Source organism: Campylobacter rectus (assembly GCF_004803795.1).
GTDB lineage: Bacteria > Campylobacterota > Campylobacteria > Campylobacterales > Campylobacteraceae > Campylobacter_A > Campylobacter_A rectus.
The window spans coordinates 218,702-231,615 of record NZ_CP012543.1; the positions used below are offsets into that span (position 1 = coordinate 218,702).

A 12,914-nucleotide genomic window follows, 5' to 3' on the forward strand; every position below is an offset into this window, starting at 1 on the left:
TTAGCTCCTTTGTAAATTTGATTTTACGCTCATTAAAATTTTAATACTTATCGTGACTATTATAGCCTGAGTTAGGCTCGCTAGTATGAAAGAGAAGTAAAAATTTTCATTTATGCCGCCTGATTTGTAGGCTATGGTAGCAACGGCGATGAGAAGCGTTAGCGGCATCGAGTGCGAGAGCGCGAAAAGGACGGTGTTTTTTAGCCCTAGGATGTTTAAAAACACTGTGCCGGCTGCTAGTCTAAAGCCTATCATAACGCCCGTTATCAGCGCCGCGTCGCGCACGACTCCGTCTATCATAAAGGCGCTAAGCTTAAACGTAGAGCCGATATGCACAAAAAAGGTCGGTACTAAAAAGCCGAAACCGAAGCTAGCAAGCTTATGCGGGAGGTCTTTTTTGTGATCGAAAAACGTCGCGATAAAGGTCCCCGCCACAAACGCGCCGAACGCTATTTCTAAATTTAGATAAAGCATAAGCGCGATGATGCCGAAAAACAGCGCCATACATAGGCGGATGTCTTTTTCGGAGTTGTCGTAGTGGGGCATCAGGATGACGCGTAGCTGCGGATACCACCAAAACAGCACGTTTAGCGCCTTATATCCGATCACCGCCGCGGCTAAAAATCCGCTAAGATATATGATCGAAAACGCCAGCTCGCTACCGGCGCCAAATTTCATATACGCGCCGACGAAGGTTAGCAGCGTGATGCTCACGACCTCGCCGATCGAGGCGATAAGCATGCCGATGTTTAGCCACTCCTCGTTTTTGCCGTACTCCTTAAATAGCGTAAATATCATACCTACGGCCATCAGCGGCACGATGAGGATAAAAAGGCGGTTTAGATCAAACGAAAACGTCAGCAGCGTCGAGAGCAAGTAGAGTAGCGCCAGATAGATGACGCCCGTTTTTAGGATCTTTTTATCTATCGTGAAAAATAACTTGAGATCGACCTCCGTGCCCGCTAAAAACATGAGGTAGAAAAACCCGACTTCGCTAACGATTTTAAACATTTCGTTGTGCCCGATAAAGCCGAAATACCCCGCCAGCGAGCCCAAAATAATCTCCACGGGCGCGATAGGAATGCGTAAAATTTTAGAAAAATACGGCGACGTAAAGATGATAAAAGCTAGCGCGATGAGGATATTTAGCCCGTTTGCCTGCAAGAAAGTCCTTTGTAAATGGGGGATTATAGCCTAAGGTTTTTTATTCTTTGATAAATTTGACTTGCTTCGGCTCGTCTTTTGAGCGTCTTTGAATGAGTTTGAAATTTTAAGTCTGCGGCAGACTACTTGTCTAGCCTTGACTTAAAATTTCTGCACAACATTCAAATTCATCTCAAAATACTTCGCCTTATCGTTTTATGTTCAAATTTGAAGTCAAATTTGTAAATTTGGGTCGCCGAGACCCGTACCTTGAAAATGTCAAATTTGATTTAAATTTGCGACGCTTTGCGTTAGCAAAGCTATGGCGCCACCTCTAACGTGCAGTGGGGTTAGAGAGGGTTTGGGAGAGGAAGGGGTCACGCTTCGTAAGTAGAATCCCCTTCCTCTCCCAAAGAAAGGGAAAAAGGGGCTCTTTTGATTCGGCTTTACCTTACAATCGCTTCTTAAAACGCTGCGAACGCAAAGCGTGAAGTAGAGCAGGGTGTAATTCAAGCCCCCACCCCCTTTACAACAAGGGGAAAAACAACTTCAAACGGTTGTTTTTTGCGCAAAGAAGCTTGGCTTGAACACCAAATTTAACCAATACAAATTTAGCGTTTTCGAGAGGTGGGTCTCGGCGGGTAAAATTTAGAATTTCAGCAAATCGCGGTGTTTAAATGGCAAAAACCCAAAATGACAAAATACGTTTAAAAATCGGGCTAAATTTGGCGTTTGCTCGCCAAATTTACGTCAGTGGCAAAGCGTAGCGAAGCTAAATCCGCGCGCCTTAAACTCGGCGATATCGCGGCTGGCGACCTCGCCCTTGGTCGTGAGGTAGTCGCCGATGACGACGGCGGAGACGCCGTGATCGAAGATTTCGTATTGGCGTTCGCCTAAAATTTTCTCGCGACCGCCTGCTATCATCACGCGAGCGTTAGGTAGCGCGCGGACGGTGTTGTCGATGATTTTTAGCGCCTCGTCCGCTGTCATAGGCGGCCGTTTGACGCGTAGCGCGTCGTTTGGGATAAAGAAATTTATCGGGCTAGAAAATGGATCAAGCTCTTTTAGGCTAGCTTGCAGGCTCGCGCGGTCGGCCTCGCTCTCGCCAAGGCCGTAAATGCCGCCCGTGCAGAGCATTAGCCCCGCTTCTTTGGCGTCGATGTTAGTCTGCCAGCGCTCATCCCAGCTATGCGTCGAGCAAATTTGCGGAAAAAACTCGCGCGATGTCTCGAGGTTGTGGTTGTAGCTAAACACGCCCGCGCTTTTTAGCTCTTTTAGCTGCGGTAGCGTCGCCATACCGTTGCAAGCGATTAGCATGAGGCTTGGGACTTCTTTGTTTACGGCGCGCGCGAGGCGGGCGATCTCCTCGGTCTTTTTGTCCGTGAGTCTTGCGCCGCTGGTAACTAGACAAAAGCCAAGCGCGTGGTTCGCCGCCGCGATCTTAGCCTCGGCGACTACTTGCTCGGCGGTTTTCATTTTGTATTTTTCGATACCGGCATTTGTGCCGGCGCTTTGCGTGCAGTAGCCGCAGTCCTCGGAGCAGTTACCGGAGCTCACCGAGCAAATAGCACACAACATGATGGTTTTCATTAGATTATTCCTTTTTTAGCGGCTTGTCTTTTCCCTTTATACTTCGTTGGATTTAAATTTTACTCGGTCACTACCGACGAGGTAGCTCCCGTCGTAAAATTTAAATCCGCCTCGTCTAGAACAAAAATACTTCGCCTTGTTGTTTTGCATTCAAATTTTGCAAATTTAATTCTCAAGAATTTTTAAAATTTACGACCGAAAAGCTTTCGCCTCCAAATTTCGTGCTAAGCGATAGCGAAGCCGAAATTTGGTAGGTAACTGCTTTGAGCGAGTAAAATTTTAAAAATTTAGCTTTTGGGTTTTAAAAAATCGTATTTAAAACGAGTAAAATTTTAAAAATTATTCAAACAAACAAAATTTACAAATCTCCGATTTGTACCTTTTTCTTACACTTCACGCACTCGTGAAACGTCCCTTTTTTGAGCTCTTTTTTGATCATATCGCCGCCGCATTCGTCGCATTTTTCGGCGACCGGCTCGTAGTTTGAGACGAAGTCGCATTTAGGGTAGTTTGCGCAGCCGTAAAATTTACCCCTGCGGCTGATGCGCTCGACGATGTCGCCGCCGCATTTTGGACACGGTACGTCGATCTTTTTGAGCTCTTTTTTCGGCTTTGCCGCAGCTTCGCCTTCCTGCGCGCCTTGATCAGCCTTGGCGATATTGCGCGAGTATTTGCACTTAGGGAAATTTCCGCACGCGATAAACTCGCCATAGCGTCCTTTTCGCAGTAGCAGTTCGCCGCCGCACTCCGGGCATTTTTCTCCGATCGGAGTGGCGACTTTTTGGCTTTTTATGCCTGTTTTGCCGGCTGAGATTTTATCCATAAACGGATAATAAAAATCGCTCAAAAGCTTTTGCCAGTCGGCTTTGTCTTCGGCGACGTGGTCGAGCTTTTCTTCCATATTTGAGGTAAATTCGCTATCTACTATATCGCTAAAATGCTCCTCCAAAACGCCCATCATCGTAAAGGCGATCTCGTTTGGCACGAGCTGCTTTTTCTCGACTTTGACGTAGTCGCGAGAGGTTAGCAGCGAGATGGTCGGCGCGTAGGTGCTAGGGCGCCCGATGCCTAGGCTTTCTAGCTTTTTAACGAGCCCTGCCTCCGAGTAGCGAGACGGCGGCTCGGTGAAGTGCTGCGAGCTTTTGATGCTTTGTAGGCTCATTTCGTCGCCGATTTTTAAATCGGGCAAAATTTTATCCTTATCCATATCGCCGTAAACGCGGTAAAATCCGTCAAATAGCACCTTGCGGCCGCTTATTTTAAACTCGCCTTTTGCTCCCGCGACGAATACGTTTTGCGTCTGGCTAATGCTAGCGCTCATCTGGCAGGCCAAAAAGCGGTTGTAGATGAGTGTGTAGAGGCGCAATGCGTCTTTTTCTAGATATTGCGCGGCGATAGCGGGAGTGAAGCTGAGGTTTGTCGGGCGGATCGCCTCGTGGGCTTCTTGCGCGCCTTTGCTTTTGGTTGCGTAAATTTTAGCCTTGGCGGGCAGGTAGGGCTCGCCGTACTCTTTCTCGATCGTCTCGCGTGCGGCTGCGACGGCTTCTTTTGCGAGATTTAGGCTGTCCGTTCTCATATACGTTATCGCGCCCATAAAGCCTTGATGCGTCTGCACGCCCTCGTATAAATTTTGCGCGATCATCATCGTTTTTTTCGGGCTAAAGCCTAGGCGGTTGCTCGCGCTTTGCTGTAGCGTCGAGGTCATAAACGGCGGAGCGGGCTCGGTTTTGCGCTCTTTGGCTTCGATCTCGCGGACGCTAAATTTATCGCTTTTTAGATTTTCCACGATAAATTTAGCTCTATCGCCGTTTGTTATCGTTAGTTTTTCTATCTTTTGCGCTTCAAATTTAACCAGCTCGGCGTCAAGGTCTTTTTTGAAAACCGCGTCGATGCTGTGATATTCGATCGGTTTAAAGTCGCGAATCTCGCGCTCGCGGTCTACGATGATTTTTAGAGCGGCGCTTTGCACGCGTCCCGCACTTAGCCCCTTTTGGATTTTTAAATTTAACAGCGGCGAGAGCTTGTAGCCCACGATACGGTCTAGCAGGCGGCGGGCTTGCTGCGCGTTTACGCTATCCATATTTATAGTGCGCGGGTTTTTTAGCGCAGCCTCTATGGCGCTTTTGGTGATCTCGTGAAACACGATGCGAGGCAGGCTCTCTGGCTTTTTGCCGATGGCTTCGGCGATGTGGTATGCGATAGCCTCTCCTTCGCGGTCCTCATCGGTTGCGAGGTAGATTTGGTCGGCGTTTTTGGCTAGCTCTTTTATCTCTTTTACGATTGCGGAGTGATCGGCGCTTATTTTGTATTCGGGCGTAAAATTTTCGCCCTCGATCTTGATGCCAAATGTGCTTTTCGGCAGGTCGCGGATGTGGCCTTTTGATGCGATGACGTCGTAGTCGGTTCCGAGGAAATTTTTTATCGTTTTGGCTTTTGCGGGCGATTCCACGATGATTAAGCTTTTCATTAATACAGCCTTTTTTAAAATTTGGGGTAATTGTAGCAAAAAAATATTTTAAAGTTAAAAAATTATTTGAAAATTTTGCTATGATTGCTTATTCGCAAAGCATTTATAACTAAAATTTCATCGACTTTTTTATACACTAAAAGCAAATCAGGTTTTATGTGACACTCTCTGCATCCCTTGAAATTTCCTACCAGAGGATGATCTTTGTGCTTTGGCTCCAGTTTCTCACCGCTTGCAAGTCTGTCTAAAATTTCGCCCACGAGATTTAAATCGTTTTTGCTTAGTTTTTTAGCGTCTTTTTTAAATTCGCTTGAGAGAAAAATCTCATACATTACGCCAGGCCTGCATCCTTAAATGCCTCGTTTGCCGTTTTAAAAGTCTTTAAAGTTCCATTTTTTACGTGAGTACCGAATTCCTGCTCGCTTTTTTTGATACTTTCTATAAAATCTTGCGTATATATTTTGTCTTGTTTGATTATTTCATACGGCTTTGTTCTCATAGAGTTTAGCGCTTTTAGGATATTTATGAGCTTTTTGTCGGCATTTGGTATAACTATCATCATTATCTTACCTTTTGTTGTTTTGAAGTAATTGTAGCAAAAATTTCGGCGGAAAAAGAAAAAGGGGATATTTTTTAGTATAATTACATCCGAGGTTAAGCCGGAGGGTGATAGCCTCGGGCTTAAATTTGCCTCGGATTGGAGGTGATTTTAATGCCACTCAAAATCTTAGTCGTAATTATACTACTTTGTATAATCGTAGTCAAGGCTCATTAGCCAAGACCCGCCGTAAGCGATTGCGGCGGACTAAGATTTTACCCCTTCGGCATTCAAAACACGCTAAATTTTACACCTAAGTAAATTTATTTCATCTCCAATTCCCTAAAATTCGCGCCTACTGGATACATTTTAAAAAATCGAAAATTTTTCCATTTTACCTCTAAAGTTTTTTTGGTTTCGTCCGATATAGTTTTCGTGCGACAAGAAGTCGTAACTAAAATTTAAAAGGATTTACAATGAGTTTTCGTATTAACACGAACATAAACGCACTCAACACTCACGCTAACGCAGTTAGCAACAACCGCAACCTTTCTCTTTCTTTGGGCAAACTTAGCTCGGGTTTGAGGATCCAAACAGCAGCAGACGATGCTTCGGGTCTATCGATCGCCGATAGCCTTCGCTCTCAAGCTAGCGCCCTTGGTCAAGCTATCGCAAATGGTAACGACGCTATCGGCATCATCCAAGTAGCGGACAAGGCTATGGACGAGCAGCTAAAAATCCTCGATACCATCAAGATGAAAGCTACTCAAAGCGCCCAAGACGGTCAAACAACAGATTCTCGTCAAGCACTACAAGCAGATATCGTTCGCTTAATGGAAGAGCTGGATAATATCGGTAACACGACTTCTTTCAACGGTCAGCAGCTACTAAACGGAACATTTTCTAACAAAGAGTTCCAAATCGGCGCTTACTCAAATCAGACCGTTAAAGCTTCTATCGGCGCTACAACGTCGGATAAGATCGGTCTAACTAGGTTTGAGAGCTCGGCTCTGATGACATTATCTGCTGCAGGATCAAAAACTACGATTAGTCTTGATTTTAAATTTCTAAACGTCGACGGCGTAAACGATGTCACTATCGCTAAGTCTAAAATAGGAACGGGACTTGGACAGGGTCTAGGCGATCTGGTTAAAAATATCAACAAGGTCTCAGATAAAACCGGCGTTAGGGCTACTTACGACGTTACGTGGATAGCGAGCAAGGCCATAGCTGCGGGGAATGCTAGTAGCTTAACTATAAATGGAGTTAAAATAGGGGATCTTGAGATCAAGGAAGGAGATAGTAACGGTGCTTTGGTAAATGCTATCAACAAAGTAAAAGATCAAACTGGTGTAGAAGCCTCCGTAAATACCGAGGGCAGAATGGTTCTTACAAGCCGAGATGGTAGAGCCATACAAGTAACTGGAAAGAGCGGAATCTTTTCTAATACAAAAAGCAAACTTTCATTCGGACTTGTAGGAAGACTTAATTTAGTCCGCCTTGACGGTAGAGACATAAAAATGAGCGGAAGCAAATTTGTCTCTGGTAAATTTTCAAAAGGTGGTAATTTTAGTACTGATGGCGGTGCGCAAAAATCAGTATCTATGAGAGAGATACGCGGGCAGATAGATAAAGAGTTGGCTACGGCTATGGGCTTTCAAAGAATGTCTAAAGTTTTGTCTGTAGCTCAATCGGCGGGCGTTATGACGCTAAGAGGCGCGATGGCCGTAATGGATATCGCAGAATCTGCGCAAAAGACCCTTGATCAGATCCGCTCCGACCTAGGTTCCGTGCAAAATCAGCTAGTAGCGACCGTAAATAACATCACGGTTACTCAAGTAAACGTAAAATCAGCCGAATCTCAAATCAGAGACGTTGATTTTGCGGCGGAGAGCGCAAACTTCTCTAAATTTAACATCTTAGCACAATCGGGAAGTTACGCTATGAGCCAAGCCAACTCTGTTCAGCAGAATGTCCTAAGATTATTACAGTAGTTGAAAATTTAAATCTTAGTGCGTTTATAGATACGTAAAACTAAACCCCAAATCGGCTTTCGGTCGGTTTGGGGTTTTTAAATTTATCCAAATTTTTTATATACTTAGGGTAAAATCCTCTTTTGCTTTACCTATCTCATCTTTAGTTATCAAGCCGCGTTTTTTAAGCTCTTTGACTAAATTTTTAGAAGCTTTTCTGGTTACTTCTATTTCCGCATTTAATCCGCCGGCAGCAGAAAATAGCCAATATTTATGCATTTCTATCCACTCGACTAATTTATTTACTTTTTGCATCACTGTATCGCTTGGAGCTACTGAAATTTTAGCAAGCTCAAGCTCTTGATAATAAACGGCCATCTGCAAGATATTTTCTACCGAGCTTTTAAATCTCTTTTGGACTAAAAAGTTTTTTGTTTTATCTATTTTGTCAGTAATTTTTAAAAGGTCGTTTAGTAAATTTTCAGTGATTTTATCGCTATCTCTAAGTCTCATAATGTCATCTATCTTCGGTACGATTTCTAAGAATACTTTTTCTATTTTTTCCTTAGCCATCGTTTGCATACCTATTTTTTTTACTATATATTTATAAGCAACCATCAGATCTTTGTTTGAAATCTTTTTATCATTTTTTTCTATATTTGGCAAGCTTTTTGTCTTTTTGTCCTTACAAAGCTCTTGCATCGTTTCTAAAAACGGTTTTTCTATACAGCCCAGTATCCTTGCCCCTCCTTCGGTGCAATTATAAGTTATTACGTCTTTTTTATTTGAGTGTTCGATATCGGATTCGAATTGATTTTTAAATTTATCCCAAACGTATGTCGTCCGCACTTCGCCTTCGCCGCCGTAAGCTACCGTATAGAGATATTCGTCGGCTTGAGCGAACGCGTGTCCGGTCGCATGAGATTTGCCGTCCGGAGCAAAGGCCAAATCTTGCCCTATAAGAACGATATTTTTATGTCCTAATACGTAAGCGAGCTGATATGCTTGGTTTGCCGTAGAGTGACCCGCCCCCAGATAACCGTATTTAGGCATATTAAACGCCATTTCTCCTTGATGCGGACGCATAGTAAGAACCAGTCTGCGCGGTAAAATATTTTTAACCGTTTGTCCGTGCGTTAATGAGGCTACGATAAAATAAATATTTTCATCAAATTTTTTATTTTTATGTTTAAAAAAGCTAGCAGTCGCCTCTACTCGCTCGATCGAAGTCACATAATCAGGCTTTATTCCGTGTTTTAACAGTATGGGGTAAGATGCATCAAGGCTGATAACCGTAACGTAAGGGGCAAATTTTTTAAGCGTATCAAGCTGCTTATCAAGGCTGGGCCCCGTCGAGACGACTATCGCCGTGTCTATTAATTTATGGCGTTTTTTTATAAGTTTTGTGTAGCAATAGTTGCTCACCATCTCCGGTATATGCTCTATATGGTGTTTGATGCCTATTAGCATATCGTCTATACTATTGCCGTGAACTATAACGGTTTGCGATACGGCTTTTGCAAAATTTTTATTTATCTTAATAAGATCATCGTTAAAATCGTCATAAAAACGGGTGTGAACGTGTAGATTGTAAGTTTTTGCGTAAGGCGTAAATTCTGGTTTTGATACTATATAGTAAAACTGCGAATATGTGGTGAATTCCGAAAAAAATATAATAAGCCTTTCGCTCAGTAGTTCTTGCGATAAATCGACTAAATTTAACACCGCATAGATTATTTCGACTTCCGGTTCCACGACGACGATTTTTTGATGCGTTTCGTTTTTTAGCAAAGCTTTATAAAAAATGCCGTTGCCAAGACCGTAAAAATACATAATCGGATATCGCTTATACTCCTTTTCGATATTTTCTAGCGCTTCTTTCACGTCCTTTACGGGATTTTCATAGACGTATTTTAGCGTTTTGTTGTTTATGATATTTATATCGATGGGGTCTTTGCCGATAAAGACATCGTAGCCTTTCATCCCTTCCATTCCCCAAAGGCGCGCGGCTAAAATTTCATCTTGCTGAAAAAGCGCTTGGAGATTTTTTTTGAAAATAGGATTTGCGATACTTGCGACGCTTTCGCCAAGCTCGTTTTTGAGCGCTTGATCTTCTTTGCCGCCTTTTTTTTGCAGACCGTGCGGCTTTAGACATTTATCCTCTTTTTTCTTCGTCATTATATATCCTCCTTTGCGATTTTTTCGCTAAATTTTATCTCTCTTTTTGCTTTTTTGCCTAGTAGCCCCGGTAAAAATTTAGGGTGCAAGCCGTATCCCGGGCGTACGCTTCTTACGTTTTTTTCGCTAAAGATTTCGCCCTCTTTGATATCCGCGCAGGCATAAAGCGAGCGGGAAAAGCGGCGATTTTGTACGGCTTTTTCGTCTAGCTCGTAGGTTACTTTTCCAAGCAGCGCTTCGGCGTCTCGCACGGCTTTTACCATTTCGCTAAATTCCCGCTCGTCCAAGCTAAAAGCCTCATCGACGCTGCGAACGCTTTTATCTAGGATAAAGTGCTTTTCTACGATACGAGCGCCCAGACTCACGGCCACTACGGGCGCCACGATACCTAGCGTATGGTCTGAAAAGCCGACCTCTACGCCGAATTTTCGTTTCATACCGGCGATCGTGCGTAGATTCATCCCGTCAAGCGGAGCAGGGTAGCTTGACGTGCATTTTAAAAGCGCGATCCGCTCGTTTCCAGCATCTTTGCAAATTTGCACGACGTCGGTGATTTCTTGCTCGGTCGCGATGCCTGTGGAGATTATGATTGGTTTGCCTTTGAGCGCGACGTACCGCACGAAATCATAGTCCGTTACCTCAAAGCTTGCTATCTTGTAAGCGGGCGGGTTAAATTTCTCTAAAAAATCAGCATCGTCTCTGCAAAACGGGCTTGAAAAGCAGATGAGCCCTTCGTCCTTTGCCGCAGCAAAAAGCTGCTCGTGCCACTCTCGCGGCGTCAGAGCTTGCTTGTAGAGCTCATATAAATTCGCTCCCTCCCACAGTCCGCCTTTTATCATAAAATCCTCGCTGCGCGAATCTAACGTGAGGCTATCTGGCGTGTATGTTTGTAGCTTTATGGCGTCGGCTCCCGCGCGCTTAGCCGCTTTTATCGTATCAAGCGCCGTTTGCAAACTGCCCGAGTGATTTGCCGAGAGCTCGGCGATGATAAAGACCTTTTCGCTTGTGTCGAAATTTGCTATTTTCATAAATTTTCCTAACTTTTAGCCATTATATCAAGTTTGCGTAAAGATAGCGACATATAGCTCATTTGCTCGTCGCGCCCGTAAATTTCAAAGCCGAATTTGCGGTATAGCGCGATCGCTTTTTCGTTTTCGTTGTAGGCGCACGATTTTAGCTCGCCGACTTTAAGCGTTTTGGCGGCGTATTCTGCGATTGTTTGCATTAGGATTTTGCCTTTGCCTTTTAGCCCCGGATTTGCGTAAATGCCGAATTCGCACGAGTCCGCCGCGATATCCACGAAATCGATCACGCCGATATAGTCGCTATCCTCTTTTACTAAAAAATATCTTTTCGTTTCGTCGTTTTTTAAATTTGAGATAAAGTTTCTATGCTCTTGCTCGCTCACGCTTTTGTTTTTCATGTATTTCGCGACTCGCTCGTCGTTTCGCCAACGCAAAATCATCAAAATTTGCTCGTCAGTTAGATCGGTGAAATTTATAAGTTCAAGCATATCTCGTCCGCCTCGTAGATCTCGCGCCCGTTTGCCGCTAGCCACTGCGCCATCTCGTTTTGATTATCCGCGACGCGCACGGCTTTAAATTTCGCGCCCAAAACCAGCGCTTCGTTTACGAGCGAGCTAGCCGAAATCACTAAAATTTCGCTCTCGTTCATCAATCGCGCGACCTCGTTTGAGTTTATAAAAAGGCTAAAATTTGACTCGCTATCCGCCAAATTTTGCAAATTTGCCAAATTTGCGTTCGCACTCGTCGTGATAGCGGCTACTTTTTTGTTTTTAGCGAGCAAATTTGAGGCGATTTTGGCGGTCAAATTTAGCGCGTCCGTGCCGCCTAGCGCGATGAAGCAGTCGAATTTTTTTTCGCGTTTGATTTTTGCTTCGTCGTAAAACTCGCTCCTAACTAGCGGCGAAAAAACCAGCTCGCAGTTTGCGGGTACTAGATTTACGTATTTTTGGGGCTGGGCGTAGATATTTACGTTTAGTAAGTAGTCGCAAAAATGCTCTTTGTAGTTGTCGTCAAAGCATAAAATTTTAACGTTCGTTTGTTCTTTGATTAGCTTTTCGTCCGCCGCGCTAATGCCGTAATGATCGATTATAAGAAGCTCAAATTTATGCTCTTTTATCAAATTTACCAGTTCATTTATATCCGCGCTTTTTAGCGTAAAAACGGGGCAGGGTATCTCGCCTGTTAGGCTGCCCGGTAGGTCGATGCAAGCAAAGCTGACGTCTTTAAAATTTTTCGCCAAAATGAGATCTCGCCTAACGTGTCCGTGCCCGATTTTAGAGCCGCTATCTGCGCGGATGAGGGTTTTAAAGTATAAAATTTTATCAAGCATTTTTTGGGCTAAAGTCGTTTAAATTTGGGTTTGTTCTTTTGATCGGGATATCGATCTCGGGAAAATTTTTATCGTTTGAGTAAATCACTCGGCAATCATTTTGCATAGCGCAAAAGTATTGTAAAATATCCTCAAAATCGCCGCCGTTCATTATGTAAAATTCAGCCGCGTTAGTTATTGTTTCGTATCCAAATGGCACGACCGCGAAGTCGGATAAATTTTTTATTTCTGACAAAAAGTCGGCTAGAATTTTTAAAGCTTTTTTATTTTGTCTTAGGGCGTATATGGCGGTAGTGATTATGTCTTCGCTAGTTATTATTTTTATATTTTTAGAGATTAGATTTTTGAAAAGACTTACAGCTTTTTCATGCAAATTTATATCATTCATTGCTCGTTGTTCGTCCAAAAAATCAATAAAAATATTAGCGTCTATATAAACTTTTTTCATATTTTATCGGCCGCGTCTTTTCTGATTTTTTTTGCATCGACTCCTGATAATTCTCCGTTAAAAATACCGGCATAATCCAAAATACTTTGTTTTTTTTGTATGTTTTTATGCTTGAGCGCTTGATTTTTTACATTAAATTTTTTCATAAAGTCATTAATCGCCAAAAGAGCATCTTGATCATAGATTTCAAAATAAAATTTATTCAGAGCCCGCATTTTTGCC

12 protein-coding genes are annotated in these 12,914 nt (G+C 43.5%); 1 reads left to right on the plus strand and 11 read right to left on the minus strand.

Annotation, left to right across the window (positions count from 1 at the left end):
- From CRECT_RS01120 to CRECT_RS01140, 5 genes are all read right to left on the minus strand, one after another.
- Entirely contained in the window at window positions 1–1,164 is a 1,164-nt protein-coding gene (locus CRECT_RS01120; protein WP_002945502.1) for a cation:proton antiporter, read from the minus strand.
- A 729-nt stretch (window positions 1,165–1,893) separates the two neighbouring features.
- Window positions 1,894–2,733 carry a biotin synthase gene (locus CRECT_RS01125; RefSeq protein ID WP_002945539.1) on the minus strand — a complete coding sequence of 280 codons (840 nt, stop codon included), beginning with the start codon at window positions 2,731–2,733 and terminating at the stop codon, window positions 1,894–1,896.
- Between the two features lie 358 nt (window positions 2,734–3,091).
- Window positions 3,092–5,200, minus strand: coding sequence for a type I DNA topoisomerase (topA, locus tag CRECT_RS01130; protein ID WP_002945497.1), 2,109 nt, complete (start codon window positions 5,198–5,200; stop codon window positions 3,092–3,094).
- Between the two features lie 62 nt (window positions 5,201–5,262).
- Window positions 5,263–5,532, minus strand: coding sequence for a type II toxin-antitoxin system YafQ family toxin (locus tag CRECT_RS01135; RefSeq protein WP_002945522.1), 270 nt, complete (start codon window positions 5,530–5,532; stop codon window positions 5,263–5,265).
- Window positions 5,532–5,762 (minus strand): hypothetical protein, encoded by a 231-nt coding sequence (locus CRECT_RS01140; RefSeq protein WP_002945496.1) that lies wholly within the window; start codon window positions 5,760–5,762, stop codon window positions 5,532–5,534. Before CRECT_RS01140 ends, CRECT_RS01135 begins: the two co-directional genes overlap by 1 nt.
- Before the next feature lie 452 nt (window positions 5,763–6,214).
- Between CRECT_RS01140 and CRECT_RS01145 the strand changes: the two genes are divergently transcribed.
- Window positions 6,215–7,732 carry a flagellin B gene (locus tag CRECT_RS01145; protein WP_002945532.1) on the plus strand — a complete coding sequence of 506 codons (1,518 nt, stop codon included), beginning with the start codon at window positions 6,215–6,217 and terminating at the stop codon, window positions 7,730–7,732.
- A 96-nt stretch (window positions 7,733–7,828) separates the two neighbouring features.
- On the opposite strand, the gene CRECT_RS01150 is transcribed toward CRECT_RS01145, so the two are convergent.
- The 6 genes from CRECT_RS01150 to CRECT_RS01175 are packed head-to-tail and all read right to left on the minus strand — an operon-like array spanning window position 7,829 to window position 12,907.
- A complete protein-coding gene (locus CRECT_RS01150; protein WP_002945543.1) occupies window positions 7,829–9,889 on the minus strand; it encodes a motility associated factor glycosyltransferase family protein in 2,061 nt (686 codons plus the stop codon).
- Window positions 9,889–10,917, minus strand: coding sequence for a pseudaminic acid synthase (pseI, locus tag CRECT_RS01155; RefSeq protein WP_002945537.1), 1,029 nt, complete (start codon window positions 10,915–10,917; stop codon window positions 9,889–9,891). Before pseI ends, CRECT_RS01150 begins: the two co-directional genes overlap by 1 nt.
- An 8-nt stretch (window positions 10,918–10,925) precedes the next feature.
- Window positions 10,926–11,402: a UDP-4-amino-4,6-dideoxy-N-acetyl-beta-L-altrosamine N-acetyltransferase gene (gene pseH / locus CRECT_RS01160; protein ID WP_002945544.1), complete on the minus strand. Its 477-nt coding sequence runs from the start codon at window positions 11,400–11,402 to the stop codon at window positions 10,926–10,928.
- Window positions 11,387–12,244 (minus strand): UDP-2,4-diacetamido-2,4,6-trideoxy-beta-L-altropyranose hydrolase, encoded by an 858-nt coding sequence (pseG, locus tag CRECT_RS01165; protein ID WP_002945506.1) that lies wholly within the window; start codon window positions 12,242–12,244, stop codon window positions 11,387–11,389. Before pseG ends, pseH begins: the two co-directional genes overlap by 16 nt.
- On the minus strand, window positions 12,237–12,692 hold the full coding sequence (locus CRECT_RS01170) for a type II toxin-antitoxin system VapC family toxin (protein WP_002945498.1): 456 nt from the start codon (window positions 12,690–12,692) through the stop codon (window positions 12,237–12,239). Before CRECT_RS01170 ends, pseG begins: the two co-directional genes overlap by 8 nt.
- A complete protein-coding gene (locus CRECT_RS01175; protein ID WP_124850364.1) occupies window positions 12,689–12,907 on the minus strand; it encodes a hypothetical protein in 219 nt (72 codons plus the stop codon). The genes CRECT_RS01170 and CRECT_RS01175 overlap by 4 nt, the downstream gene beginning before the upstream one ends.
- Window positions 12,908–12,914 lie beyond the last annotated feature (7 nt).

Excerpts from the sequence above, each read along its gene's own strand:
- CRECT_RS01125 (WP_002945539.1), bottom strand. The coding sequence starts at position 2,733 with ATGAAAACCATCATGTTGTGTGCTATTTGCTCGGTGAGCTCCGGTAAC.
- topA (WP_002945497.1), bottom strand. The coding sequence starts at position 5,200 with ATGAAAAGCTTAATCATCGTGGAATCGCCCGCAAAAGCCAAAACGATA.
- CRECT_RS01135 (WP_002945522.1), bottom strand. The coding sequence starts at position 5,532 with ATGTATGAGATTTTTCTCTCAAGCGAATTTAAAAAAGACGCTAAAAAA.
- CRECT_RS01140 (WP_002945496.1), bottom strand. The coding sequence starts at position 5,762 with ATGATGATAGTTATACCAAATGCCGACAAAAAGCTCATAAATATCCTA.
- CRECT_RS01145 (WP_002945532.1), top strand. The coding sequence starts at position 6,215 with ATGAGTTTTCGTATTAACACGAACATAAACGCACTCAACACTCACGCT.
- CRECT_RS01150 (WP_002945543.1), bottom strand. The coding sequence starts at position 9,889 with ATGACGAAGAAAAAAGAGGATAAATGTCTAAAGCCGCACGGTCTGCAA.
- pseI (WP_002945537.1), bottom strand. The coding sequence starts at position 10,917 with ATGAAAATAGCAAATTTCGACACAAGCGAAAAGGTCTTTATCATCGCC.
- pseH (WP_002945544.1), bottom strand. The coding sequence starts at position 11,402 with ATGCTTGAACTTATAAATTTCACCGATCTAACTGACGAGCAAATTTTG.
- pseG (WP_002945506.1), bottom strand. The coding sequence starts at position 12,244 with ATGCTTGATAAAATTTTATACTTTAAAACCCTCATCCGCGCAGATAGC.
- CRECT_RS01170 (WP_002945498.1), bottom strand. The coding sequence starts at position 12,692 with ATGAAAAAAGTTTATATAGACGCTAATATTTTTATTGATTTTTTGGAC.
- CRECT_RS01175 (WP_124850364.1), bottom strand. The coding sequence starts at position 12,907 with ATGCGGGCTCTGAATAAATTTTATTTTGAAATCTATGATCAAGATGCT.